Below are 24,559 nucleotides of genomic sequence, written 5' to 3'. Positions count from 1 at the left end.
GATGACGCGAAGCAAGTTCAGCAAGTCAGGCTCAGATTGAATCCAGGTTGGCAAGTCCGGTTGGAGTGTTGATCGATGAAAAGACGCCGTACACGACTTGAACTCGTTGAGGACCGTCCGGTCCGTCTGCACAAGACCCGTTTCGACGAAGAACGTAATCTCAGTCCGATCCAACCACTCACCGACCGGCAGGCGCAGTATCTCGACGCCCTCGCCCTCCACAAGCAAGTCATCGTCCTCGGGCCCGCCGGCACCGGCAAGACCTACATCGCCGGCACCCGCGCCGCGGACCAGCTCCGCCAGCGCCGCATCGCCAAGGTCATCATCACCCGCCCGAACGTACCCTCCGGCCGCTCGCTGGGCTTCTTTCCCGGGACCCTGGAAGAGAAGATCGCCCCCTGGGTCGCGCCCCTCACCGAGACCATGAAGGAGCGCATGGGCGAGGCCGCCTTCGAGATCGCGGTCAAGACCGGCGACATCGAAGTGGTGCCCTTCGAGGTGATGCGCGGACGCACTTTCAAGAACTGCCTCGTGATCCTCGACGAGGCACAGAACACCACTACGGCCGAGATCAAGATGTTCCTCACCCGCATCGGCGACGATTGCCAGGTGATCATCAACGGCGACGTGTCCCAGACGGACCTGCGCGAGACGTCCGGCCTCCGGACCGTCATCCACCTCATCAAGAGCCGGATGATGCCGGTGCCCGTGGTAGAATTTACCCTCGACGACATCGTGCGCTCGGGAATTTGTGCTGAATGGGTCCGGGCTTTCGAGGAAACGAATCTCTGACTTGCGGGTTGGGATAGCGGCGGACCGGAACGGGGTCCGCCGCGTACTCCGGTGCGCGACAGATTTTCCCAGGCCCTGTGGCCTCGGGAACAAACCGGGTGCCGCGCTCGGACACAAAAGAATGGGAGTCTTCACGTGAGGAAACTGACCCTTGCTTTCGCCGTGCTCGCCTCGCTCGGCGGTGCCAGCCTCGCCACCTCCGCCTCTGCCGCTCCCGGCGCCCCGATCGGCGTGACCGCCCCCGAGACCGTGTCCACGGTGCAGATGCGCATGGAGCGCCGGATGGAGCGTCGCATGATGCACCGTCGCATGGAGCGTCGGATGATGCGCCGCGATATGGAGCGCCGCATGATGCACCGTCGTATGGATCGCCGGATGATGCGCCGCATGTAATCGATCGCTCTGATCGATGGAGAGAAGGGTCCCTCGCGGGGCCCTTTTTTCGTTGCACGCTCGGCTGCCCCGCGTGTCGGCGGGGGCGTCACGCCGTGCGAAGGCCTGATAGGACGGGAGCGATCGTCGCGTCGGAGCGTACGCGATCAGGAGTGCCCGGCCGTGACCTTTCAGACCTGGTGGCTGTTCCTCAGCGCCGTCTTCCTCCTGTCCGGCACGCCCGGCCCGAACATGCTCCATGTTCTGGCTCGCAGCGTCCGCGTCGGTCTCCGCCGCAGTGTCGCCGCCATGGCAGGTTGCCTCAGCGCCGTCATCCTGGTGCTCGTCGCCTCCGCCGCCGGATTGAGTGCGGTTCTCCTCGCGTCGCCCGTGCTGTTCAACGGATTGCGCTACGCCGGCGTCGCCTACCTGGTCATCCTCGGCATCCGGGCTTGGCGCGGCCACGACGGGGCGCTGGAACTGCCCGGCGCCGCGGGTGCACCGGCATCGGTGAACTTGAGGCGGCTCTATCGTGACGGACTGCTCATCGGTCTGAGCAACCCCAAGCTCCTGCTCTTTGCCAGCGCCTTCCTGCCGCAATTCGTCGATCCGGCGCGACCGCAAGCGCCGCAATTCGCGATCCTCGTCGGCACCTTCGCGGGGGCGGAACTGTTTTGGTACGGAGTCTATGCCCTGGGCGGCCGGCGGCTCGCCGCGTCGCTGACCCGTCCGGCGCTGCGGCGTGCCTTCGACCGCATCACCGGTGGGATTTTCCTCGGCTTCGGAGCGATGCTCCTCGGCACGCGCTGAGCCGGAATGATCCGGGTCGGCCGCGTCAGTTCTTGGGCGTGGTGGACCCCGTGGTCTTCGGCGAGGCGCCGATGGACGAGATCACCTTCGAGGCCGGTTTCACCGCCTTGTCGTCCGCGGGCTTGCCCGTCTTGGTCGGGGTCAGCGCGGCATGGGCGGCCTTCGCCGGCGCGTGCTTCTGTGCGGGCTTGGCCGCGCCGACCTCAGGCGTCGCGGCGACGGCCGGCACGGTGGCGGCATCGGTGGCCGGGGTCGCCGGTGTGCCGTTGCTGAACAGGTTCCCGAGCACCTTCTTGTAGGCGGCCGGGTCGCCGTCCGCATCCGCCACCATCACGCGGGCGGGCTTGGCGGGCTCGGCCACCACGGGCTCGGGCTTTGCCGCCGGGCCGGCGCCCTTCCTGGACAGGTTCGCGGCGGCGGCTTTGGTCGGAATCGTAGCGGCGGTCGCCATCATCACCGGGCGGCCCTTGGCGTCGACCTCGATCTCGCGCTCGCCGGCCGCCAGGCTCTCGGGGCGGCTGACGTCGCCGAGCCGATGCTGGGCATATTCCTTCGGGTCGATCGGCAATTCCGGCTCGGGCTTGCCGAGGCTCGCGAAGGTCAGGGTGTTGGCGGGGGTCTGCTGGCTGCGGAACACCGGGTTCTGGCTGCCGTCGTCATAGACGAGGCGGGTGGCCGGCGTGCCCTTCGCGATGAGGTCGGCAACCTCGCGGTTGTCGCGCTCACGCTTCTCGGCGACCATCGGATCGACCTTGGGTGCGCAGGAGCCGGCCGCCGCATCGGCCCCGCCGAAGACATACTTGGTGCCGCAGAGGCCCACGCGCGGCTCCTCGCGCAGGGCCTCGAAATAATCCGACCCCTCCTTGAGGTTCTTCCAGAACGGCGCGTTCGGGTCATTGCGGAATTTGGCGATGTTCGCCGCCGTCATCCGGAAGGGATAGGACTGAAACTGGAATGCGCGCTGTCCACCCGCGAAGGAGTCGCGCGCGAGGGCGTAGAGTTCACCCATCGACTCGTCGGTCATGGCAAAACAGCCGGCCGACGAGCAGGTGCCGTGGACCATGATGTAGTTGCCGGTGCGCCCATTGGCCCGGTCGTAGGCGTTCGGATAGCCGGTATCGAACGAGAGGTAATAGGACGAGTTCGGGTTCATCTGACCCGGAGTCACGGTGTAGAACCCCTCGGGGGCCTGTCGGTCGCCTTGCTTGGTCTTCGGACCGAGTTGGCCCGACCAGCGGCAGATTGGAAAGGTCTTGAGCAGCGCGTACTGGCCGTTGGAGGCCCGCTTCCACACCTCCATCTCCGCTTCCTTCTTGAAGGCGCGGATCAGGATCGGGTCGTTCTGCGACATGCCCTTCTGGGTCATGAGCGCAACGGTCTTGGGAGACACCGGGGCGAGGGCCCGAAGCGGAACGCCGCCGCCCGTCGAACCGTCCTGGCAGGCGCCGAGCGACAGGGCGAGCAAAGCGAAACCGGCGGCCACGAGCGGGCGCATAGCCATGGGGAACCTATCCTCAGTCACGCGTTCCGGGGGCTCACCCCTGGAATGCCACTCCCCAACCCCTTAGCGTCGTTAAACTTACCCGGTTGTTACCGCAAGGCGACGCGGCGGGCCGGCCCGGCCGCATGTGGATTGCGGTCACGATCCCTCGATCTCCCCGATCCTGCCGCAATTGGACCCGGGCTTCCCCGCAGACGGGTTCAGGGCCACCAGCCGGCTTGATTCCGCAGGGCTTTCCCGGCCTCGCCGGTCGGCACAGGTGTGGCGAAAATCAGGCCGGCGCTCGGAGGAGGAAGTCCGATTGGTTCCAAGGCTCGGATGCGGCAGGGTGTCGCATCGGTCTGCTGTGCCTCAGAGCTTTCGCCCGATGTCGAGGAACTTGGCGGCTCGGCGGTCGCGGATCTCGTCGGGGCTCAGGCCCTGGAACTCGGTCAGGGCCGCCACGATGGCGGAACCGGCGGCCTCGATGGCGGCCTCCCGCCCGCGATGCGCCCCGCCGGTGGCCTCGGGGATGATGCCGTCGATGATTCCAAGGCGCAGCAGGTCCTGCGCAGTGATCTTCATGGCGGTCGCGGCGTCAGCGGCGCGGCCCTGATCGCGCCACAGGATCGAGGCGGCGCCCTCCGGCGAGATCACGCCGTAGATGGCATGCTCGAGCATGAGGACCCGATTGGCGGTGGCCAGCGCGATGGCCCCGCCCGATCCCCCCTCTCCGATGATGACGGCGATGTTCGGCACGCCGAGCGCGAGGCAGGCTTCCGTCGAGCGGGCGATGGCCTCGGCCTGTCCGCGCTCCTCGGCCTCGATGCCCGGAAAGGCGCCGGCCGTGTCGACGAAGGCGAGGACGGGCAGGCCGAAGCGGTCGGCGAGCTGCATCAGGCGCACGGCCTTGCGGTAGCCCTCCGGTTTGGCCATGCCGAAATTGTGCCGCAGGCGGGTCTCGGTGGTGGAGCCCTTCTCCTGTCCCAGGACGCAGACCGGACGACCGCGAAAGCGCCCGAACCCGCCGACGATGGCCTGGTCCTCTCCGAAGGCCCGGTCGCCCGCCAGGGGCGTGAAATCCGTGATCAGGCCGGCGCAGTAATCGATGAAGTGCGGCCGCTGCGGATGCCGGGCGACCTGCGTCTTCTGCCAGGGCGTCAGCCCGGCATAGATGTCGGACAGGGCGGCGGCGGCCTTGGCCTCCAGGCGTCCGACCTCCTCGCTGATCGAGACCGCGCCGTCGCGCGCCGCCATGGTCTTCAGCTCCTCCAACTTAGATTCGAGTTCGGCCACCGGCTTCTCGAAATCGAGATAGGAGCGCGTCACCGACATGGGTCAGGGATCCTTGTTCGTCGCCCTCGCGCGCGGGGCGGCCGGGTCAGGGACGATCGCGGCGGAGGGCGTGCGGCAAAAGCCGCGACTGGGCGGGGGGTGTTGGCGAAGCAGCCCCGCCTGTCAACCATCGGTGCGTCCTGCGAGGGGCCTCGGTCCCACCTCGGCTGACAATGAGCGCGGTTCGTCCCGCCCCTGGATGGCGATCACGGTGGCCCTGCGTCATGGTGGCGTCACCCGGATCGAGCAACCATCGGTTGGGTCGCGGGCGGCGGGTCGGCTCGGGAGACCCGCCGAGGCGACACCCGCTTCGGAGGATTGAGAGGGCCCTGGTCGTGACGGCATTTCCCAGCGGAGAATCCAACGTCCTCGTACTTCAGGGCGGCGGAGCGCTCGGCTCCTATCAGGCCGGGATCTACGAGGCGCTGGCCGCCGACGGCCGCACCCTGGATTGGATCGCGGGCATCTCCATCGGCGCCATCAACGCGGCTCTCATCGCGGGCAACCCGCCCGAGCGCCGCGTCGAGCGGATGAGGGCCTTCTGGGAACTCGTTTCCTCGGCGGTGACCGGGGTTCCCTGGTTCCCGGGCGAGAAGGCCCGGGCGGCGTTCAACGAGGCGAGCGCGGGCTGGATCGCCACCTTCGGCGTGCCCGGTTTCTTCAGCCCCCGCATCCCTCCCGCCACCCTCTATCCCGCCGGCGCGCCGGAGGCCCTGAGCTACTACGAGACGGGGCCGCTCAGGGCGACGCTGGAGCGGTTCGTGGATTTCGATCTGATCAACGAAGGCCGAACCCGGCTCAGCGTCGGCGCCGTCAACGTGCGCACCGGCAACTTCGCCTATTTCGACAACCGGTGCGACCGCATCACCCCCGAGCACATCATGGCCTCCGGGGCCTTGCCCCCGGGATTCCCGCCGGTCACCATCGACGGCGAGCCCTACTGGGACGGCGGCATCGTCTCGAACACACCGCTGCAATACGTCCTCGACGAGGAGAGCCAGCGCGACCTGCTGGTGTTCCAGGTCGATCTGTTCTCCGCGCGCGGAGCCATGCCCCGCACGCTGATCGAGGCGGCCGAGCGCGAGAAGGACATCCGCTTCTCCAGCCGGACCCGGCTCAACACCGACGTGACCATCGAGATCCGCAAGGCCAAGGCCGCGACCCGCAATCTGCTGGCCAAGCTGCCGCCCGAATGGCAGGGCGATCCCGACGTCGAGTTCCTGCGGCGGATCAGTCGCGACAACGCCGTCACGATCATGCAGCTGATCTACCGTCGCAAGGCCTACGAGGGAAACTCGAAGGATTACGAGTTCTCGCGCACCACCATGCTGGAGCATTGGGCCGCCGGTGTCGGCGACATGCGGCGCTCCCTGCGCAGCCCGACCTGGCGCGACCGGCCGCACGACGCCAGCGGCGTCTCCGTGTTCGACCTCACCCGCGACGCGCGGGATTGAGCCCACCGCACCGTCCCGAGGGATCCCCGCGTGCCCAGGGGATCCCATTCTACAAAGGGAGATGACCCCGTGACCCGCGACGACATCCTTCAGGTCCCCTCGATGCCGGCCTTCAGCCCGAGCTATCCGCGCGGGCCGTATCGCTTTCTCCGGCGCGAATACCTGATCGTGACCTACGAGACCGATGCGGACGCCCTGCGCCGGGCCCTGCCCGAGCCGCTGGAGCCGCATCCGGACAACCTCGTGTATTACGAGTGGATGAAGATGCCGGATTCCTCGGGGTTCGGCGATTACGAGGAGAGCGGCTCGGGCGCGCTCGCCACCTACAAGGGCGAGGCCTGCAACTTCTCGATCCAGATGTATCTCGACGACGAGCCGCCGATCACGGCGGGGCGCGAGATCTGGGGCTTTCCGAAGAAGTGGGGCGTGCCGCGCCTCAAGCTCACCAAGGATACGCTCACCGGCACCCTCCATTACGACGACGAACGGGTGGCGATGGGCACCATGACCTACAAGCACCGGAGCCTCGGGAGCGATCTCGGCGCGGTGAAGGCGGGCCTCGGCAAGCTCAACGTCAACCTCAAGCTCCTGCCCGACGTCGACGGCGGGACCAAGGTCGCGCAGCTCGTCGGCTACCGCCTGGAGGACATCACCGTCCATGGCGCCTGGGAGGGCGAGGCGCGGCTTCACCTCATCCCGCACGTCAATTGCCGGGTGGCCGACCTGCCCGTGCGCCGCATCGTCGGAGGCCGACACATGGTGGTCGACTTCACATTGCCCTACGGGCAGGTGCTGCACGATTATCTCGCCTGATCGCCCGGACGTCTCGACCCGTGCTCCGGCTCGCCGGACCATGGGTCCCGGGCTTCGTTCGCCCGCGCTCGCCGAACCGGCATCCGCCTCGGTAGAGCGTTCAAGGAGGTTTTCATGATCCTGACATCCAAGACCGCCGTCGTCACAGGCTCCACCAGCGGCATCGGCCTCGCCTATGCCCGTGCCTTCGCCAAGGAGGGCGCCAACGTCGTCATCAACGGCTTCGGCAAGCCGGAGGACATCGAGAAGGAGCGGGCCGGGATCGAGGCCGAGTTCGGCGTGAAGGCGGTCTACTCGCCGGCGGACCTGACCAAGCCCGGCGAGATCGAGGGACTGATCCGGCTGGGCGCGGACAGCTTCGGCTCGGTGGACGTGCTCGTGAACAATGCCGGCGTTCAGCACGTCGCGCCGATCGAGGAGTTTCCGCCGGAGAAGTGGGAGCAGATCATCAGCCTCAACCTGTCCTCGGCCTTCTACACCATGCGGGCGGCCATTCCGGGCATGAAGCAGCGCAGCTGGGGCCGGATCATCAACACCGCCTCGGCACATTCCATGGTGGCCTCGCCGTACAAGTCGGCCTACGTCGCGGCCAAGCACGGCCTCGTCGGCCTGACGAAGACGGCGGCGCTCGAACTCGCCACCCACGGCATCACGGTGAACTGCATCTCGCCGGGCTACGTCTGGACGCCCCTGGTGGAGAGCCAGATTCCCGACACCATGAAGGCGCGCGGGATGACGGAGGACGAGGTCATCAACGAGGTGCTGCTCAAGGCGCAGCCCACGAAAGCCTTCGTCACCATCGATCAGGTCGCCGCCCTGGCGGTGTTCCTGGCCTCGGACGCGGCGAGCCAGATCACGGGCGCCAACATGGCGATGGACGGCGGCTGGACCGCGCAGTAGCGCGGCACCTCTCCGTTCCGTGACCCTCCGTTCCGCCCTGCCTCGATGGAGGGCGGAACGGAGGCCGTGACGATCCTGCGATCAGCGGCGGCTGTGCAGGAGCAGGGCGAGGCCGTAACCCACGGCGCCCGCGATCACGAGGGCGACGAAGGGGTTCTCCTCGACGCGGTGACTGACGACGCGGCCGCCATCGCGCAGGTAGGAGCCGCCACGCTCATAGGCGTCGCCGGCATAATCCGAGACGTTGTCGGCGACATCCCGCAGGGTGTCCTTGGCCTGACCGTAGATGTCCTGGGCGCGGCCCTCCGCCTCGCGGTAGCGGCCCTCGGCCGAGTGGCGCGAGGAGCCGGCGAGGTCTCCCGCAGCGCCCTGAACCTTGCCGCCGACTTCCTTGGCGGCGCCGACGATGCGATCCGTATCGACCATTCTCTCTCTCCTCAACGCGGATGATGCGGGCGGCCCGTCCGAGGCAGTCGTATCCGAGGCCGGGGTACCCGCATCCGACCTTCACAGAACGCCCGACGGCGCCAACGGGACCCATGCGGTGAGATGAAAATCTTCCGGCGCCGGCAAACCACCACCGACAAACCGAGACCCCGCGATCTGCGCGGGTGCAAGTCAGCGGCAAGGCAGCGGCAAGCCAGCCGCAAGGCAGCCGCAAGTCAGCGGCGGGCGCGGGCGCGCAGGACGAGACGGCGCGCCACCTCCACGCAGGCTTGGGCGAGGGTCTCCCCGGGGGCTTGGCGTAGCCTGCGAACGGCCTTGGCCGGCCGCCTGATCCTGGGCGGCAGCGGGATGTGCAGGAACAGCGCCGGAGGCCCCTCCCGGAGGGCGCGGAAATAGGTGGCGTTGCAGAGATAGCGCCCGGCATCCCGCGACGGGATCGCGGCGATCCCGCTCCGGCGCAAAATCGCCAGGGCGGGCGCCGCCGCCGGCGAGCGCCGGGCGGCCGGGCCGCCGGGTTCCAGCGTCGGTCGCGCCGCGATCCGCCCCGAGGCATCGGGGAACAGCCGGCTGGTGCGGTTGCGGCCCTGCACCTCGACCCGGACCCGCTTGGCGCGGGACGCGACCCCGAACAGCAGAATCGCGGCCGGAGCCTCGGCCAGGGCCGGCTCCAGCATCGCGGGGAGCGCCGCGTAGGTTGTGGGCAGGATCAGGACCCGCACGGGTTCGCCACCGACCTTGGCACGCGCGAGGGCGCCGACGCGGCGGGCGAGCGCCGCGCTCGGGTTGCGAGGCACGCCAGGAAACGGGCCGAAGCCGGTGATCAGCAGGCCGCCGGGCACTGGCCCCTACAGGCCGATCAGGGTGGCGATGGCCTCGGCCCCGGCGGCGGGCGAGGATTCCCCGCGTCCCACCGCGCCTTCGGCCTCCGCCGTCTGGCGCCGCACCTCGGCCGAGCCGACGAGGCGCTGGTGCAGGCGCTCATGGACGAGGGCCCACATCCACTTCACGTCCTGGGCACGGCGCTTCTGGGCGATCTCGCCGGTGGCCGTGAGCTTGTTGCGGTGATCGACGATCCGCTCCCACAGGCCGTCGAGTCCCTTGTTGTTCAGACCCGAGATCGTGACCACGGGGGGCGTCCAGGTCGAACTCGGGGCCGAGAGGATGTGCAGGGCCGCGCGGTACTCGGAGGCGGCGGCGCTGGCCCGGCGCTCGCCCTCGCCGTCATCCGCCTTGTTGACCGCGATCATGTCGGCCAGCTCGAGAATGCCCTTCTTGATACCCTGCAGTTCGTCGCCGGCTCCGGGCAGCATCAGCACGAGGAAGAAGTCCGTCAGGTCGGCCACCGCCGTCTCGGACTGGCCGACGCCCACCGTCTCGACCAGGATCACGTCGAAGCCCGCCGCCTCGCACAGCAGCATGGTCTCGCGGGTCTTGGCTGCGACGCCGCCGAGCGTGCCGGAGGAGGGGGAGGGCCGGATGAAGGCGTTCGGATCGAGGGCGAGGCGCGCCATCCGGGTCTTGTCCCCGAGGATCGAGCCGCCGGTGCGGGTGGAGGAGGGGTCGACCGCCAGCACCGCCACCTTGTGCCCCGCCGCCGTTAGATTGGCGCCGAGGGCGTCGATGGTGGTCGACTTGCCCACCCCGGGCACACCCGTGATGCCGACGCGGATCGCGGTTCCGGTGTGCGGCAGCACCGCATCGATGAGCGCCCGTGCCGCCGCCCGGTGATCGGCCCGCTTCGACTCCGCCAGGGTGATGGCCCGCGCCAGGGCGGCGCGGTCTCCCCCGAGCAGCCGCTCGCGCAAGGCATCGATGTCGAGGGCGGGTGCGGATGAGACGAGCATGGCTGCTTCTTTGCCGGTCCCGCCGGGTTTCGTCGAGGGGGGCGCGCCTGCGCGGGAGCGCTTCCCCCGCAAACCGGCGTGATCCCAGCCGGGTCCGAGACAGGTCCGAGTCCTGTGGGATCGGGGACACAGGACTGCCTGTGCCCGCAATCCACATCGCCACGGCCACGCTCACGCCCCGCCATGGTCACGATCCTCGTCGACAGGATAGCTCCACGTCAGGCCCGCCCCGGGGCCGCCACGTTCAGGGCTGCCTTGCACGACATGATTCGATCCGAGATCCGCCCCCACGCTCCCACCCGTCGCGCGCTCCTGCGGTTCGCCGCCCTCTCGGGGGTGGCCGGCCTCACGCCGGGGCTGGCGGGCTGCGTGGCAGACGGTCTCGTCAGCGACGCGGTGGGCGGCGGGGTGCCCGAGCGCCAGTCGGCCCTCGACGTCAGCCCCATCCTCCTCGTGGCCACCACGCGCAAGCCGGTCGGCTCGCCCCCGAAGAGCCCCTATTTCAGCTCCGAGCGCGGGCGCGGCCTCAGCTTCGCGGAAGTGCGGCTCTCGGCGCCCGACCGCTCGCTGATCGGCAAGGTCTCCTCGGTGGTCACCGGTGACTGGGCCGTGACCGCCGTGCCGCAGGTGGAGACGGGTCCGGGCGCGGCCGCGGCCTTCGCCCAGGCCGCCCTCGGGCGCGACGTCCTGATCTACGTCCACGGCTACCGCGAGAGCTTCCAGTCGGCGGCGGTCAGCGCCGCCAAGCTCTCGGACGGCATCCGCTTCCGCGGCGCCTCGGCGCTGTTCACCTGGCCCTCGGCCGCGGCCACCTTCGATTACGGCTACGACCGCGAAAGCGCCCTGTGGTCGCGCGACGGGTTCGAAGACCTCCTGAAAGCGCTCGCGAACTCGTCATCCGGCGGGCGCATCAACATCGTCGCCCATTCCATGGGCACGTTGCTGACCCTCGAGACCCTGCGCATGCTGCGGGCCGAGGCCGGCGAGGCCGCCATGGCCCGCATCGGCGCGGTGGTGCTCGCTGCGCCCGACATCGACATCGACCTGTTCACCAGCGCGGTCGAGCGGATGGGGCCGGACGTGCACAAGATCACGGTGATCTCCTCGACCAACGATCGCGCCCTGGAACTCTCCGGTGCCATCGCGGGCGGCGTGGTCCGGGCCGGGGCGGCGGATCGCGAGCGCCTGGAGGCGCTGGGCGTGCGCGTGGCCGATGCCTCCGACTATGGCGGCGGGCTGATCAACCACGACCTGTTCCTGTCGAACCCCGACGTCCAGGGCGTGGTCAAGCGCGCCATCGCCCGGGCCAGCGGCGGAGCCTGAGTCGCGGCTGCCGTCGGGAAACCAGCCCTTGGCCTGCGCCGCGTTCGCCCCTACACGGACGGCGGCCCCGGCCGCAGACAGGAAGGATTCGCGATGTTCACTCTCGAGATCGATGGCGTGGCCATCGCGGTCATCAATGGCTCCGAGGAGGTCGCCAACGACCTCTTCACCTGCGATGGCTTCAAGGACGACATCCAGACCATGAAGAGCGACGGCAAGGTGCTGTGGAACGGCACCTCTCCGCTCAAGATCCGCCCCGCCACCGAGGAGGAGACCGAAATCTTCGAGGACGCCCTCGCGGAGGACGATTCCGAGGAGGACGAGCCCTTCGAGCCGGATGCCCACCACGCCCAGGCGTCGAACGACGACGAGGACGAGGACGGCGATGAGGAAGACGACGCCGACATCGTGTTCCTGGTCGATATCGACGAGGATGGCGGCCTCGATTCCTGACCGTCGACGGGTCCGGTGACCCGATCGCGGGTGACCGGACTGAACGTCGCCTTCGTTGGCCCCGCGCCAGGCCCCGCCGGTCGCGATGATCGGCGGGACGGAGGTCAGGCCGCGCGCTGCCAGGGCGGGAACGGATCGGGCAGCGCGCGATAGGGGGCGGCATCGAAGGTGCCCCGGTCCGGCCCGGTGTCGATCAGGCAGGCATCAAGGGCGGCCCGGATGGCCGCCTCGTCCATGCCCGTCCCGATGAAGACCAGCTCCTGGCGGCGATCTCCCCAGGTCTCGCTCCAGACCGCGTCGAGACGGCTGCGGAACTCCGATTCCTCCGGCCACCGGCTCCGCGGAATCGCGTGCCACCAGAAGCCCATGGCGCTGACCCGGGCCACGGCTCCCGCCAGGGAGAACTCGCCGACCCAGTCCGGCCGGGAGGCGAGCCAGAAATGCCCCTTGGCGCGGATCAGGCCCGGCCAAGTCGCGTCGACGAAGGCGTTGAACCGCGTCGGGTCGAACGGGCGCCGCGCCCGGTACACGAACGTGCCGATCCCGTATTCTTCCGTCTCCGGCACATGCTCCGCGGCGCCGTAGAGCTCCTTGAACCAGAGCGGGTGTTCCTGGGCCTTGTCCTCGTCGAAGAGGCCCGTGTCCAGGACCGTCGACAGGGGGATGCGGCCGTGGGAGGCCTCGACGATCCGCGCATCGCCGTTGAGGCCCCGCACCACGGAGCGCACCAGGGCGAGCGCTTCGGGTGAGACATCCGTCGCCTTGTTGATGACCACGACGTCGGCGAACTCGATCTGCTCCACCAGGAGGTCGACCAGGGTTCGTGTGTCCCCTTCGCCCGCGGTCTCGCCGCGATGGCTCAGGAAGTCCGCCGAGCCGTAATCCTTGAGCAGGTTCACCGCGTCCACCACCGTCACCATGGTGTCGAGGCGGGCCACGTCGGAGAGCGCCCGCCCCTCCTCATCCCGGAATGAGAAGGTCGAGGCGACAGGCAGCGGTTCGGCGATGCCGGTGCCCTCGATCAGGAGATAGTCGAAGCGCCCGGCCTCGGCGAGGCGCCGGACCTCCGCCAGCAGATCATCCCGCAGGGTGCAGCAGATGCAGCCATTGGTCATTTCCACCAGGCGTTCGTCCGTTCGCGACAGGTTGGCCTCGCCACCCCGCACCAGGTCGGCATCGATGTTCACCTCGCTCATGTCGTTGACGATCACGGCGACGCGCCGCTGCTCCCGATTGTTCAGGACGTGGTTGAGCAGGGTGGTCTTGCCCGCGCCAAGAAAGCCCGACAGCACGGTCACGGGCAGGCGTAGATCGGGGTGCAGCATGAACACAGCTCCTTTAGGAATGTTATAACGTAACATTCGTAGGAGTTGCTCGGCGTTGTCAAGGTTGTGGCTCCCCGTCCGTCGCCCGTCCGCCCGAGTGGATCGGACGGACCCTCCGCTCATTTCCGGGTTTTGGAGCCCCGGATCGCCGCGTGGGCCGACAGCCGATCAATCCACAGGCGGAAGCGCGGCGCGACTCGGGATCGAACGCGGCGGAACCGGATCGTTCGTCGCGGCCGTCTCGGTGACCGGAGCGGACCGGGCCGGCTTGGCCGCGCTCGATTTGGCCGCGCTCGATTTGGCGACTGTCGGCTGGGCGATGGTCGGTTTGGCAACGGTCGACTTAATATCCGTTGACTTGATATCCGTCGATTGGGCCTTGGCCGGCGGAGCGATCGTGCCCGTCGCCGCCACATCCGGCATCGGCACCGCCGGGCTGTCGATGCCGTAGATGTCATCGCGAAAATGGGCACGGCCGTCCGGCGTCGCGTAGCCGGTGAGATACACGAAGGTCACCGGGATCTGCTTCGGCAGCTTGATGTCCAGGCGCTCATTGGTGGCGATGCTGGTTTCGATCTCGATCGGACCCCAGGTCGAGCCCTGGCCGTTGGGGCCGGGCGTGCCTTCGAGGAGCCAGCCGGCCAGCTCCTTCACCTGGGCGACGCGCACGCAGCCATGCGAGTGAAACCGGACCTCGCGGGCGAACAGCGATTTCGACGGCGTGTCATGCATATAGACCGCCTGCTTGTTCGGCATGTCGATGCGGACCTGACCCAGGGAGTTCTCCAGGCCGGAATCCTGACGCAGGGTGTAGTTGGCCGCCTTTTCAGTCGACCAGTCGATGGCGGTCGGATCGACCTCGACGCCGCCGGGGCCGAGGATGCGGATGCGCTCGCGGGCGAGATAGCCCGGGTCTTTCCGCATCTTCGGAATGATCTCCTTCTTGATGATGGAGACCGGCAGCGTCCAGGTCGGATTGAGGTTCACGTCGGTGATGCGCGCCTCGATGCGGGGCGTCGCCTTGTCGGGCTTGCCGACCACCGCCACGTAGCGGCGCACCACCATGCCGTGATCGACCGCCTCCACGGTCGCCGAGGGAATGTTCACCACGACGTAGCGGTCGCCGTAGGGGAAGTTCGAGCCGATCTGCCGGGCCGCGGAGGCGGCGAGCTGGCGCTGGCGCGTGGCCGCCGGCACGTTGAGCGCCGCCACCGTCTGGCGCCCGATCAGGCCGGTCTCGGGCAATCCGTGGCGGGCCTGGAAGGACTTGACCGCCGCCACCAGGGGCGCGTCGAGCTGATCGCTCATCGCTGTCTCGGCGGGGAGATCGCCGACCAGGACCAGATGCTTGCGCAGGGCGGGGATCGCCGGATTGCTGGCACCGGGCTTCACCACGAGATCGGCGGGCAGCGCCGTCCATCCGCCGGCATCGACCATGGCCTGGTAGCGGTCGGCCATGCGCAGGGTATCGAGGAAGGTGGCGGGGCTGAGGGTCGGGACCGGGTCGGTGGAGACCCGCGCCACCACCAGGGGCGGCAATTCCCGCGACTTCTTCACCGGGGCCGGCGCCGCGTCGGCCGCATTCGGCACGATGGCCTGGACGGCGGGCGTCACCGGCGCGGTGGCCGACAGGGTCTCGACCTTCGGAAGCTCCGTCGTCACCCTGGCGGGAGGCTCCGACGGGGCCTTGGCCGGCATGCGGGCGTCCTGCGCCCAGGCCGTGCCGCCGAGGGCCAGGACGAGCGCCATCTGCGACAGGCCCGTGCGCAGGCGGATTGATCGAGCGGGTGGGCGGACGGACCGCGCCGGTAGGCGGAGGAGAACGGCACTGTGGCGCGAACGCATCGCGGGTCTCTCGCGTGTGAAGTCTCCCCAACCATGCGCATAGAGGGTTACCAATCTCCTGTGCCCGGCTGCCGGCTTCCTCGGGGTGCCCTAGCTGACGCGTGCAACGGCACCTCCACACAGGGCGTGCCCCGCAGACTTCCGTCCGACAGGAGACAGCATGAGCAGGCATCCGGCATTTCAGGCGGGGCGAACCGCCATCGTCACCGGCGCGGCCAGCGGGATCGGGCTGGCGGCGGCCAAGCGCTTCGCCGCCGAGGGCCTGGCGGTCTGGCTGGCCGACCTGCCCGGTTCCGCCCTGGACGCCGCGCAGGTGGCGGTCGCCGCCGTGGCGCGGGACACCGCGGTCCAAGCCCCGGTCCACGCAATGCCGACCGATGTCGCCCGTCCCGAAGACGTCGCTGCCCTTCGCGACGCCGCCACCACCGGCGGCGCACCGGCCGTCGTCTTGCTGAATGCGGGAATCGAGGCCGGCGGGACGCTGTTCTCGGACGCGGAGACCTGGCGGCGCATCCTCGACACCAATCTGTGGGGCGTCCTCAACGGTATCCAGGCCTTCGCGCCCGGGATGATCGCCGGTGGCGCGCCCGGGGCCATCGTGGTCACCGGTTCGAAGCAGGGCATCACCACACCGCCGGGCAACACGCCCTACAACGTGTCGAAGGCGGGGGTGAAGGTCGTCACGGAGGCGCTGGCCCACGACCTGCGTGGACGGGAGGGCGCCCGGGTCACCGCCCATCTGCTGATCCCGGGTTTCGTCTATACCGGCCTGACCCGGGCGCGGGGCGTCACCGAGAAGCCCGAGGGGGCCTGGACGCCGGAGGAGACGGTGGATGTCCTGATGGCCGGCTTGGCGCAGGGCGATTTCTACATTCTCTGCCCCGACAACGAGACGACCCGGGCGCAGGACGCCAAGCGCATCGCCTGGGCCGCCGGGGACATCATCGAGAACCGTCCGGCGCTCTCGCGCTGGCACCCCGACCACGCCGGCGCGTTCCAGCGCTTCGCCGGGTCCTGATCGCCGCGACCGACGCTCGCCCGGACCATCTCCGTTCTGCACGCCACGCAGGTGGCGGACGCCTTGCATAGCGGCGCCGGGAAGCCGACACAGCGGGTGCGATTCTTCGCGCCCTGTCCGTGCAGGGCAACCGCGTGACGATCCTCCTGCGAGCCGACGTGCTGCGGGCCGACTTGTAAACCGAACGGGAGCCGCCCTTGGCCACCATCATCCCCGTCGCCTCCTTCGACTGTGTCGTCTTCGGCGCCACCGGCGACCTGACGACGCGTAAGCTGCTGCCGGCCCTGTACTACCGCTTCAAGGATGGGCAGATCCCGGGCACGAGCCGGATCATCGGGGCGTCGCGCTCGGAGATGAGCGCCGAGGCGTTCCGCGAGCGGGCGCGCGATGCGATCAAGCGCTTCGTCCCCGCCGCCGATCTCGCCGAGGACACGATCGCGGCCTTCCTGGACCATCTCGACTACGTGGCGGTGGACGGGGCCGGGGACGAGGGCTGGGAAGATCTCGCCGCCAAGCTCGCCGAGCGTCCGGATCAGGTGCGGCCCTACTATCTCGCCACCTCGCCCGACCTCTACGGCTCGATCTGCCAGAACCTCGCCCAGCACGGCCTGATCGGGGAGAAGTCCCGCGTCGTGCTGGAGAAGCCGATCGGCAAGGACCTGAAATCGGCGCGCGCCATCAACGACGCGGTCGGAAAGGTGTTTCCCGAGGAGCAGATCTTCCGCATCGACCACTACCTCGGCAAGGAGACGGTGCAGAACCTTCTCGCCCTGCGCTTCGCCAACACCATCTTCGAGCGGCTGTGGACGGCGGACGTCATCGACCACGTCCAGATCACGGTGGGCGAGACCGTCGGCGTCGAGGGCCGGGCCGGATATTACGACACCTCGGGCGCGCTGCGGGATATGGTGCAGAACCATATGCTGCAACTCCTCTGCCTGATGGCGATGGAGAGCCCGCTCTCCCTCGACGCCAATTCCGTGCGCGACGAGAAGCTGAAGGTGCTGCGGGCCTTGAAGCCGATCACCCCGCACGACGTGCAGACCGTGACGGTGCGGGGCCAGTATGCCGCCGGCGCCGTCGCGGGCAAGCCGGTGGACGGATACCGCACCGACCTCGGCGGCGACACCGACAGTCGCACCGAGACCTTCGTGGCCCTCAAGCTCGAGGTGCAGTCCTGGCGCTGGGCCGGGGTGCCGTTCTACCTGCGCACCGGCAAGCGTCTGCCGCAGAAGCTCTCCGAAATCGTGGTGCAGTTCCGCGCCTCGCCGTTCTCGATCTTCCCGGAGGAAGCCTTCGGGCGCGAGCCCAACCGCCTCGTCATCCGGCTCCAGCCGGAGGAGGGGATCAAGCTCGAAGTCATGACCAAGGACCCGGGGCCGGGCGGCATGCGTCTGCGCCCGACCAACCTGGACATCTCCTTCGAGGAGACCTTCAAGCAGCGTTACCCCGATGCCTACGAGCGCCTGCTCATGGATGTGGTGCGCGGCAACGCCACCCTGTTCATGCGCCGGGACGAGGTCGAGGTGGCCTGGGCCTGGGCCGATTCGCTGCTCAAGGCCTGGGCCGACCGGCCCGAGCCGCCGCGTCCCTATCCGGCCGGCAGCTGGGGGCCGACCGCCGCCATTGCGCTGATCGAGCGCGACGGCCGGACCTGGCACGAAGAAATCCGATGACGCCGGGGCGAGGACCGGGGGTATAATTCCGCACTCTCTCGACAGGTCTCAGACGAGGGATTACCACGAAGACGTATTCTTCATTTCTCTTCCAGACGTCGTGGACCCATGAACAAGATCGAGACGGGCCTCGGCATCAACCGGCGCTACCTTCACGATGAGGTCGTCGACCGCATGCGCGACCTGATCTGTTCGGGCGAGCTCGAACCGCGCGCCCGGATCAACGAGAGCGAGTTGACCGAGCGCTTCGGTATCTCCCGCACGCCCCTGCGCGAAGCCATCAAGATCCTCGCCACCGAGGGCCTGCTGGAACTGCTGCCGAATCGCGGCGCCCGGGTCGCCAGCCTGTCGCAATCCGAGATCGAGGAAATGATCGAGGTCATCGCCGGCCTCGAGGCGACCGCCGCCGATCTCGCCTGCCGCATCATCACCGATGCGGAGATCGACGGCATCTCCCGCGACCACGACGCCATGGTGACGGCCTGGAAGGCCGGCGAGGAGGGCGTCTACTTCGCCCTGAACCGGGCGATCCACGAGGGCATCATGCGGGCGAGCCGCAATGCCACCCTGGGGGGCATCTACGACAGCCTGTCGGGCCGCATCCAGCGCTCGCGCTACGCCGTGCACCAGACGCCGGAGCAATGGGCGCAATCCGTCCGCGAGCACGAGCAGATGATCGCGTTGCTCCGCGCCCGGGACGGCGAGGCGCTGGCTCCGCTGATGCGCGCCCATATCCGGGCCCGGACTCCGGTGATCGCCGAGAATTTCGGGACGGCAGGCCAGGACGCTTCCGGCACAACGGCCTGAGCCGGGCGCCGGTCAGGCCGCCCGGACCGTCCCGAGGAAGCGTGCCAGTTCCTGCGCCAGATGCTCGGATTCGTGTGAGAGTTCGGAGGCCGACGCCAGGACCTGGGACGCGGCTGCGCCGGTTTCCTCGGCCGCTCCGGCGACCCCGGTGATGTTCGTGGTGACCTCGCCGGTGCCGGTGGCTGCCTCGCCCACGTTGCGCACGATCTCCTGCGTCGCCGCGCCCTGCTCCTCGACCGCCGCCGCGATCGAGGTCGCCACGGTGCTGATCTCGCGGATGCGGCTGCTGATGCCCTCGATCGCGGAGACGGCCTGACCGGTCGAACCCTGGATCCGGCCGATCTGCCCGCTGATCTCCTCGGTGGCCCGCGCGGTCTGGTTGGCGAGTTCCTTCACCTCCGCGGCGACCACGGCGAAGCCGCGACCCGCCTCACCGGCGCGGGCCGCCTCGATGGTGGCATTCAGCGCCAGCAGGTTGGTCTGGCCCGCGATGCTCGCGATCATCGCCACCACGTCGCCGATCCGCGCGGCCGCGGCGCTCAGTTCCTGAACCTGCGTCGCGGTCTCGGCGGCCTCGTCCACCGCCCGCTGGGCGAGCTGGGTCGAGCCGTCGACCTGACGCCCGATCTCCTGCACGGAGGCTCCGAGTTCCTCGGCTGCCGCCGCCACCATGCCGACATTGGCCGCCGCCTGTTCCGCCGCCGCCGCCACCGTGGTGGATTGCTGCGCCGTCGCGGAGGCGGTGCCGGCCATGCTCTGGGCCGTTCCGCGCAGCTGGCTCGCCGCCGCCGTCACCCGGCCGAGGATCCCGCCGACGGCGCCCTCGAACCCGTCGGCCATCTCACGCATCGCCGCCTTGCGCTGGGCTTCGGCGCCCGCCCGGGCGAGGCGGGTTTCATCCTCCAGAACCCGGCTGCGCACGAGATTCGCCCGGAAGGTGTCAAGAGTGTCGGCCATGGCGCCGATCTCGTCGCGGCGGCCCACGCTGGGAATCTCGGTTTCGGCGTCGCCATCCGCGACGCGCCGCATGGCCGCCGTCATCGCGCCGAGCGGGCGGGTCACCCCCAGGAGGGTGTAGCCCATGGCGGCCAGCGCCATCAGGGCCGACAGCCCGAGCATGATCTGGGTGACCCGCATCGCGCTGGCCTGTTCGGCACGCGCGGCCGCCTTGGCGGCTCCACCGACCTGGTCGTTGAAGGTGACCAGCTTGCGCAAGGCGCCCGAGGTCGCGAGATAGTCGGCGTTCATGGCACCGCGAAACAGCGTCAGGATCTCGTCGCGCCGGGCCGGGTCCATACCCTGAAGCCGGCTCCAATCCTGGCTCATCAACGCGAGTTTGCCGGTGACGTCCGCGTACAGCGCCCCCTCCTCGGGGGAACTCACCAGGGCCTGGTAGGCGGCCCGCTTCGCCTCCAACTCCTTGGCCAGACCGGCGGCCTGGGTGACGCTGTTGCCGCGCTCCTCGGCGGTCTCGGCCAGGACGTAGCGGAACTGCCAAAGGCGGATGCGCATCACCAAAGCATTCATCGTGTGCGCGGAATCAACCGAGGGTAGAACGTTGTCGGACAGCACTGTGATGCGGTCGCCGATGGTGTCGAGCTTTGCCAGCGAGACGAGCCCTTGGCCCGTCGTGATGACCGTCAGCAGACCGAAGAGTCCGATCAGCGTCTTCTTGAGGGAGGGGCGCATGGCAAGGGTCCGAATAGCGGCAGGTCTGTCAGTGTCACCACACGGTTAGAATGACGCCCTTAAGAATGGCTTTCCGGAATCTTCTCGGATTCAACCTGTGGGATCAGAGTTGCGTGCCGCGACAAGGACTTGCGTAAAGCCCGGCGCCGGTCAGGCCGCGGCGTTGATCGAGCGCAGGCCGGCCACGAGGTCGGAGAAGCGGTCCCCCTGAACGATGACGTGGGCGCGCAACCGGTCGGATGCCGCGGCCTCGTCACCCGATACGATCGCGGCGACGATGGCTTCGTGCTCGGCGAGCGATTGTCCGAGGCGGTTGCGGGCGCGGAGCTGGAGGCGCCGGAAGGGCGCGAGCCGCCGGTGCAGCTGGCGCGCCTGCTCCTCGAGAAAGCCGTTCCGGCAGGCCCGGTAGACCACCGTGTGGAAGACGTAGTTCTCGGCATAATACGTCTCGGGATCGCCGGCCGCCGCCGAGACGCCGCAGGCCGCCAGGGCAGCCTTCAGGGCCGCCTCGTCGTCTGGCACCAGACGCCGCGCCGCGAGGCGGCCGCACGAGGCCTCGATCTCCGCCATGGTTTCGAACATGGCGATCAGGAGCTGCGGATCCGGGGCGCTGACGATGGCGCCCCGCCGAGGCTTGATCTCCACGAGGCCGGTCATCGCCAGTTGCAGCAAGGCCTCGCGGATCGGCGTGCGCGACACCCCGAAGCGCTCCGCCAGCTCCGTCTCGTCGAGGCGTGCCCCGATGGACAGACGCCCATCCACGATCTCGGTTTCGATGGTGTGCCTGAGGCGACGCGATTGGTTCATGCGCGGAGATCCCAGTCCGGTTTTCATCCTGCCCACTCACAACAATCAGGCGCGCTCCATTATTCATCTTCGTTGACAAAATATACAAGACGTCGTTTCATGTATAAAGAAGTGGCGGTGCAGTATAAATGCTGCGCTGCAAAAAGGAGGCGGCCAGAGGCCTGCCCAGGGAGAGACTCGCCATGATGTTGACGCGCCGTGCCCTCGTCGCCGGCGGCCTCGCCGCCCCCGCCATCCTCTCGCTCGGCTCCCGCGCCCGGGCTGCCACCACCACCCTGAAGCTCTCGCACCAGTTTCCCGGCGGCACCATCGATGAGGGCGATTTCCGCGATCGTCTGTCGCGGAAGTTCGCCGCCCTGCTGGCCGAGCGCTCGAAGGGCGCCATCGAGGTGCAGGTCTATCCGGGCTCGTCCCTGATGAAGACCAACGCCCAGTTCGGCGCCATGCGGAAGGGCGCGCTCGACCTGTCGCTCTACCCGTCGCCCTATGCCGGCGGCGAAGTGGCGGAGATGAATATCGGCCTGATGCCGGCGCTGGTGAGCTCCTACGAGCAGGCCATCGCCTGGAAGAAGGCGCCGGTCGGCCGGAAGATCACCGAGATCCTCGATTCCAAGGGCATCCTCCTCGTCTCCTGGGTCTGGCAATCGGGCGGCGTCGCCAGCCGCGAACGCCCGCTCTACACCCCGGCGGATGCCAAGGGCCTCAAGGTCCGCGGCGGATCGCGCGAGATGGACCTGATGATGAAGCAGGCCGGCGCCGCGACCCTGTCGATCCCCTCCAGCGAATCCTACGCCGCCATGCAGACCGGGGCCTGCGATGCGGTCATCACCTCGTCCACCAGCCTGATCTCGTTCCGCCTCGAGGAACTATCGAAGGCCCTGACCTCGGGCCGCGAGCGCTCCTACTGGTTCATGCTCGAGCCGCTCATGATGTCGAAAATCGCGTTCGAGCGCCTGCCCAAGGACCAGCAGGACCTCGTCATGGCGATCGGCGAGGAGCTCGAGCCCTTCGGGCAGGCCGGTGCCAAGGCGGACGACACCAAGGTCGAGGAGATCTTCGGCAAGGCCGGAGCCAAGGTGCAGAACCTCGACGAGAAGACGCTCGGCCAGTGGCGCGACATCGCCCGCGAGACGGCCTGGAAGGACTTCGCGGGCAAGTCGGCGAACTGCGCCGAGCTCCTCAAGCTGGCGGAGCAGGTGTCGTGAGCCACGCCTTCGACGCGGCCTCGGCCGCTTCCGAGACCGCGTCGGTCGCCCCCGAGCCCCGGATTCCCGGCCTGCTCGGGCATCTCGACCGGGGCATGAAGGCGATCAACCGGGTGATCATGCTGCTCGGCGGCATCGCCCTGGTCTGCGCCTGCCTCGTGCTCAGCTACAGCGTGGTGGTGCGTTACGCCCTGCACGAGCCCACCGACTGGCAGGACGAGATGGCGGTGTTCCTCATCGTGGGGGCCACCTTCTTCTCGGCCGCGGCCGTCCAGGCCAAACGCGGCCACGTGGCGATCGAGGCCTTGAGCGGGCTGCTCTCGCCGCGCGTGAACCGGGTCCGCCTGCTGGTGGCCGACCTCATCAGCATCGTGTTCGTCACCTTCTTTGCCTGGAAGAGCTGGAGCCTGCTGCACGAGGCCTGGGTCGACGGTCAGGTCTCGCAATCCTCCTGGGGGCCGCCCCTGTGGATTCCCTACGCGCTGATGGCTTTGGGCATGAGCTTCCTCGGCCTGCAATTCCTGCTGCAGATCATCGAGGCGCTGACCTACGGGCCGCGCGCCGCCGGCTGGGCCAACCCGAAGGTCGGCCTCGGCGCCGATCTCAACAAACCTTCTCTGAAGAACCCTTCCCTGAACAACTCTTCCCTCAAGACGGGCTCCCACCCATGAGCGTCGCCGCCATCGGCTTCCTGTATGCGGGCGCAACGCTGAGCGCGATGCTCGCCGGCATCCCCATCGCCTTCGCCTTGGGCTTCGTCGCCCTGGCCTTCATGTATGTCTTCATGCCCGGCGCCTCCCTCGATACGGTGGCGCAGAACGTCTACGAGGAGATGGCCTCCATCACCCTGCTGTCGATTCCGCTCTTCATCCTGAAGGGCGCCGCTATCGGACGGAGCCGAGCGGGCCAGGATCTCTACTCCGCCATGCATGCCTGGATGCACCGCATCCCCGGGGGGCTCGGCATCGCCAACGTCTTCGCCTGCGCGCTCTTCGCCGCGATGGCGGGATCCTCGCCCGCCACCTGCTCGGCCATCGGTTCGGCGGGCATCCCCGAGATGCGCAAGCGCGGCTACTCGCCGGGCTTCGCCGCCGGCATCATCGCGGCGGGCGGCACGCTCGGCATCCTGCTGCCGCCCTCCATCACCATGATCCTCTACGCGGTGGCCGCCGAGCAGTCGCTCGGGCGCCTGTTCCTCGCCGGCATCGGGCCGGGCCTGCTGCTGGTCGCCCTGTTCGCCACCTGGTCGGTCTATCGCTTCCGCGCGGAATACGCCGCCGCCAAGGACGCCTACGAGCGCCACGGAACCCCCTCGGCCATTCTGGCGGAGGACACCTACAGCATGCGCCAGCGCTTCTCGACGCTGCCGCGAGTGCTGCCCTTCGTGATCCTGCTCACCGGCGTGATGGTGGCGCTCTACGGCGGCTACGCCACGCCCTCCGAGACCGCCGGCCTCGGCGGCCTGCTGGCGCTCGGCCTGATCGCCCTCATCTACGGTGTCTGGCGCCCCCGGGACGTGAACCCGATCCTCGCCGCGACCCTGCGGGAATCCACCATGCTGATGCTCATCATCGGCATGTCGCTCCTCTACGCCTACGTGATGAGCTACCTGCACATCTCGCAATCGGCCGCGAGCGCGATCGTGGCGATGCAGCTCTCGCCCTGGGTGCTGCTGGTGACGATCCTCGGCCTCGTGATCCTGCTCGGCTTCTTCCTGCCGCCGGTCTCGATCATCCTGATGACGGCACCGATCATCCTGCCGCCGCTCAAGGCGGCCGGATTCGACCTCGTCTGGTTCGGCGTCGTGATGACCATCACCATGGAGATGGGCCTGATCCACCCACCGGTGGGCCTCAACATCTTCGTCATCAAGAACATCGCCCCCGACATCCCGCTCAAGGACATCATCTGGGGCACGCTGCCCTTCGTGATCCTGATGGCCGTGGCGATCCTGATCCTCTGCCTCGTGCCCGGCATCGCCATGTGGCTGCCGAACTGGCTCCTGCCCACCACGCGGTGAGGGCCGGCGCCGCGCAAAGGGCCGGCGCCGCGCAAGCCGCGCCATCGTCGAATCGACCCGGCCCCGGATGGGGCGTGCGACAGGGGCAGCCCGTCGCGCGCCCCGCCCGGGGCCGATCCGTTTCCGGGGTGCGGGGAGGGGATC

The 24,559-nt window shown here is 68.7% G+C and carries 23 protein-coding genes; 14 read left to right on the top strand and 9 right to left on the bottom strand.

What is annotated here, in order from left to right; genetic code table 11:
- Window positions 1-75: 75 nt before the first annotated feature.
- The 3 genes from J7U37_RS20635 (at window position 76) to J7U37_RS20625 (ending at window position 1,974) form a co-directional block, all read left to right on the top strand.
- Window positions 76-792 carry a PhoH family protein gene (locus J7U37_RS20635; protein ID WP_056178653.1) on the top strand — a complete coding sequence of 239 codons (717 nt, stop codon included), beginning with the start codon at window positions 76-78 and terminating at the stop codon, window positions 790-792.
- Window positions 793-927: 135 nt separating this feature from the next.
- Window positions 928-1,185, top strand: a complete 258-nt coding sequence (locus J7U37_RS20630) for a hypothetical protein (RefSeq protein ID WP_056178656.1) — start codon at window positions 928-930, stop codon at window positions 1,183-1,185.
- Window positions 1,186-1,347: 162 nt separating this feature from the next.
- Complete coding sequence (locus J7U37_RS20625) at window positions 1,348-1,974, top strand: LysE family translocator (protein ID WP_056483567.1); 627 nt, start codon at window positions 1,348-1,350, stop codon at window positions 1,972-1,974.
- 25 nt (window positions 1,975-1,999) lie between these two features.
- On the opposite strand, the gene J7U37_RS20620 is transcribed toward J7U37_RS20625, so the two are convergent.
- On the bottom strand, window positions 2,000-3,475 hold the full coding sequence (locus tag J7U37_RS20620; protein WP_056483570.1) for a murein L,D-transpeptidase family protein: 1,476 nt from the start codon (window positions 3,473-3,475) through the stop codon (window positions 2,000-2,002).
- 351 nt (window positions 3,476-3,826) lie between these two features.
- Window positions 3,827-4,789, bottom strand: a complete 963-nt coding sequence (locus J7U37_RS20615) for an acetyl-CoA carboxylase carboxyltransferase subunit alpha (RefSeq protein WP_056178664.1) — start codon at window positions 4,787-4,789, stop codon at window positions 3,827-3,829.
- A gap of 335 nt (window positions 4,790-5,124) precedes the next feature.
- Between J7U37_RS20615 and J7U37_RS20610 the strand changes: the two genes are divergently transcribed.
- From J7U37_RS20610 to J7U37_RS20600, 3 genes are all read left to right on the top strand, one after another.
- Window positions 5,125-6,243 carry a patatin-like phospholipase family protein gene (locus J7U37_RS20610; RefSeq protein WP_247636926.1) on the top strand — a complete coding sequence of 373 codons (1,119 nt, stop codon included), beginning with the start codon at window positions 5,125-5,127 and terminating at the stop codon, window positions 6,241-6,243.
- Between the two features lie 69 nt (window positions 6,244-6,312).
- Complete coding sequence (locus tag J7U37_RS20605) at window positions 6,313-7,056, top strand: acetoacetate decarboxylase (RefSeq protein ID WP_247636925.1); 744 nt, start codon at window positions 6,313-6,315, stop codon at window positions 7,054-7,056.
- Window positions 7,057-7,170: 114 nt separating this feature from the next.
- Entirely contained in the window at window positions 7,171-7,956 is a 786-nt protein-coding gene (locus J7U37_RS20600; protein WP_056178671.1) for a 3-hydroxybutyrate dehydrogenase, read from the top strand.
- 81 nt (window positions 7,957-8,037) lie between these two features.
- On the opposite strand, the gene J7U37_RS20595 is transcribed toward J7U37_RS20600, so the two are convergent.
- The 3 genes from J7U37_RS20595 to meaB form a co-directional block, all read right to left on the bottom strand.
- Entirely contained in the window at window positions 8,038-8,382 is a 345-nt protein-coding gene (locus tag J7U37_RS20595; RefSeq protein ID WP_056178674.1) for a CsbD family protein, read from the bottom strand.
- A 236-nt stretch (window positions 8,383-8,618) separates the two neighbouring features.
- On the bottom strand, window positions 8,619-9,242 hold the full coding sequence (locus tag J7U37_RS20590) for a peptidase C15 (RefSeq protein WP_348773010.1): 624 nt from the start codon (window positions 9,240-9,242) through the stop codon (window positions 8,619-8,621).
- Between the two features lie 6 nt (window positions 9,243-9,248).
- Entirely contained in the window at window positions 9,249-10,247 is a 999-nt protein-coding gene (gene meaB, locus J7U37_RS20585) for a methylmalonyl Co-A mutase-associated GTPase MeaB (RefSeq protein ID WP_247636923.1), read from the bottom strand.
- Between the two features lie 264 nt (window positions 10,248-10,511).
- Here meaB and J7U37_RS20580 point away from each other — a divergent pair, with 264 nt between their 5' ends.
- Window positions 10,512-11,570 carry an alpha/beta hydrolase gene (locus tag J7U37_RS20580; protein WP_200935857.1) on the top strand — a complete coding sequence of 353 codons (1,059 nt, stop codon included), beginning with the start codon at window positions 10,512-10,514 and terminating at the stop codon, window positions 11,568-11,570.
- A gap of 93 nt (window positions 11,571-11,663) precedes the next feature.
- Window positions 11,664-12,023, top strand: a complete 360-nt coding sequence (locus tag J7U37_RS20575; protein WP_056178680.1) for a hypothetical protein — start codon at window positions 11,664-11,666, stop codon at window positions 12,021-12,023.
- Window positions 12,024-12,127: 104 nt separating this feature from the next.
- On the opposite strand, the gene zigA is transcribed toward J7U37_RS20575, so the two are convergent.
- Together zigA and J7U37_RS20565 are read right to left on the bottom strand one after the other, a co-directional pair.
- Window positions 12,128-13,348, bottom strand: coding sequence for a zinc metallochaperone GTPase ZigA (gene zigA, locus J7U37_RS20570; RefSeq protein WP_056483574.1), 1,221 nt, complete (start codon window positions 13,346-13,348; stop codon window positions 12,128-12,130).
- Between the two features lie 168 nt (window positions 13,349-13,516).
- Entirely contained in the window at window positions 13,517-15,097 is a 1,581-nt protein-coding gene (locus J7U37_RS20565) for a L,D-transpeptidase family protein (RefSeq protein ID WP_247636936.1), read from the bottom strand.
- Window positions 15,098-15,353: 256 nt separating this feature from the next.
- On the opposite strand from J7U37_RS20565, the gene J7U37_RS20560 reads away from it, so the two are divergent.
- From J7U37_RS20560 to J7U37_RS20550, 3 genes are all read left to right on the top strand, one after another.
- Window positions 15,354-16,211: an SDR family NAD(P)-dependent oxidoreductase gene (locus tag J7U37_RS20560; protein ID WP_247636922.1), complete on the top strand. Its 858-nt coding sequence runs from the start codon at window positions 15,354-15,356 to the stop codon at window positions 16,209-16,211.
- A 197-nt stretch (window positions 16,212-16,408) separates the two neighbouring features.
- Window positions 16,409-17,887: a glucose-6-phosphate dehydrogenase gene (gene zwf / locus J7U37_RS20555; RefSeq protein WP_247636921.1), complete on the top strand. Its 1,479-nt coding sequence runs from the start codon at window positions 16,409-16,411 to the stop codon at window positions 17,885-17,887.
- Between the two features lie 108 nt (window positions 17,888-17,995).
- Complete coding sequence (locus J7U37_RS20550) at window positions 17,996-18,694, top strand: GntR family transcriptional regulator (protein ID WP_247636920.1); 699 nt, start codon at window positions 17,996-17,998, stop codon at window positions 18,692-18,694.
- Between the two features lie 12 nt (window positions 18,695-18,706).
- On the opposite strand, the gene J7U37_RS20545 is transcribed toward J7U37_RS20550, so the two are convergent.
- Together J7U37_RS20545 and J7U37_RS20540 are read right to left on the bottom strand one after the other, a co-directional pair.
- Window positions 18,707-20,383, bottom strand: coding sequence for a methyl-accepting chemotaxis protein (locus J7U37_RS20545; RefSeq protein ID WP_056178700.1), 1,677 nt, complete (start codon window positions 20,381-20,383; stop codon window positions 18,707-18,709).
- Between the two features lie 150 nt (window positions 20,384-20,533).
- Window positions 20,534-21,190: a GntR family transcriptional regulator gene (locus tag J7U37_RS20540; RefSeq protein ID WP_056178703.1), complete on the bottom strand. Its 657-nt coding sequence runs from the start codon at window positions 21,188-21,190 to the stop codon at window positions 20,534-20,536.
- A 182-nt stretch (window positions 21,191-21,372) separates the two neighbouring features.
- Here J7U37_RS20540 and dctP point away from each other — a divergent pair, with 182 nt between their 5' ends.
- From dctP to J7U37_RS20525, 3 genes are read left to right on the top strand one after another with little or no spacing between them, the layout of a single operon-like run.
- Entirely contained in the window at window positions 21,373-22,395 is a 1,023-nt protein-coding gene (gene dctP, locus J7U37_RS20535; protein WP_056483582.1) for a TRAP transporter substrate-binding protein DctP, read from the top strand.
- Complete coding sequence (locus tag J7U37_RS20530) at window positions 22,392-23,066, top strand: TRAP transporter small permease (RefSeq protein WP_056483584.1); 675 nt, start codon at window positions 22,392-22,394, stop codon at window positions 23,064-23,066. The genes dctP and J7U37_RS20530 overlap by 4 nt, the downstream gene beginning before the upstream one ends.
- Window positions 23,063-24,415 (top strand): TRAP transporter large permease, encoded by a 1,353-nt coding sequence (locus tag J7U37_RS20525; RefSeq protein ID WP_247636919.1) that lies wholly within the window; start codon window positions 23,063-23,065, stop codon window positions 24,413-24,415. The genes J7U37_RS20530 and J7U37_RS20525 overlap by 4 nt, the downstream gene beginning before the upstream one ends.
- The last annotated feature ends 144 nt before the right edge of the window (window positions 24,416-24,559 follow it).

This window comes from Methylobacterium sp. 37f (assembly GCF_023093475.1).
Classification (GTDB): Bacteria; Pseudomonadota; Alphaproteobacteria; order Rhizobiales; family Beijerinckiaceae; genus Methylobacterium.
This window is presented reverse-complemented; position numbering and strand designations above follow the sequence as displayed.

What these genes read in the sequence shown, in the direction of transcription:
- J7U37_RS20635 (WP_056178653.1), top strand. Translation starts at nt 76, where the DNA reads ATGAAAAGACGCCGTACACGACTTGAACTCGTTGAGGACCGTCCGGTC.
- J7U37_RS20620 (WP_056483570.1), bottom strand. Translation starts at nt 3,475, where the DNA reads ATGGCTATGCGCCCGCTCGTGGCCGCCGGTTTCGCTTTGCTCGCCCTG.
- J7U37_RS20615 (WP_056178664.1), bottom strand. Translation starts at nt 4,789, where the DNA reads ATGTCGGTGACGCGCTCCTATCTCGATTTCGAGAAGCCGGTGGCCGAA.
- J7U37_RS20600 (WP_056178671.1), top strand. Translation starts at nt 7,171, where the DNA reads ATGATCCTGACATCCAAGACCGCCGTCGTCACAGGCTCCACCAGCGGC.
- J7U37_RS20595 (WP_056178674.1), bottom strand. Translation starts at nt 8,382, where the DNA reads ATGGTCGATACGGATCGCATCGTCGGCGCCGCCAAGGAAGTCGGCGGC.
- meaB (WP_247636923.1), bottom strand. Translation starts at nt 10,247, where the DNA reads ATGCTCGTCTCATCCGCACCCGCCCTCGACATCGATGCCTTGCGCGAG.
- J7U37_RS20580 (WP_200935857.1), top strand. Translation starts at nt 10,512, where the DNA reads ATGATTCGATCCGAGATCCGCCCCCACGCTCCCACCCGTCGCGCGCTC.
- J7U37_RS20575 (WP_056178680.1), top strand. Translation starts at nt 11,664, where the DNA reads ATGTTCACTCTCGAGATCGATGGCGTGGCCATCGCGGTCATCAATGGC.
- zigA (WP_056483574.1), bottom strand. Translation starts at nt 13,348, where the DNA reads ATGCTGCACCCCGATCTACGCCTGCCCGTGACCGTGCTGTCGGGCTTT.
- J7U37_RS20565 (WP_247636936.1), bottom strand. Translation starts at nt 15,097, where the DNA reads ATGGCGCTCGTCCTGGCCCTCGGCGGCACGGCCTGGGCGCAGGACGCC.
- J7U37_RS20560 (WP_247636922.1), top strand. Translation starts at nt 15,354, where the DNA reads ATGAGCAGGCATCCGGCATTTCAGGCGGGGCGAACCGCCATCGTCACC.
- J7U37_RS20550 (WP_247636920.1), top strand. Translation starts at nt 17,996, where the DNA reads ATGAACAAGATCGAGACGGGCCTCGGCATCAACCGGCGCTACCTTCAC.
- J7U37_RS20545 (WP_056178700.1), bottom strand. Translation starts at nt 20,383, where the DNA reads ATGCGCCCCTCCCTCAAGAAGACGCTGATCGGACTCTTCGGTCTGCTG.
- J7U37_RS20540 (WP_056178703.1), bottom strand. Translation starts at nt 21,190, where the DNA reads ATGAACCAATCGCGTCGCCTCAGGCACACCATCGAAACCGAGATCGTG.
- dctP (WP_056483582.1), top strand. Translation starts at nt 21,373, where the DNA reads ATGATGTTGACGCGCCGTGCCCTCGTCGCCGGCGGCCTCGCCGCCCCC.
- J7U37_RS20525 (WP_247636919.1), top strand. Translation starts at nt 23,063, where the DNA reads ATGAGCGTCGCCGCCATCGGCTTCCTGTATGCGGGCGCAACGCTGAGC.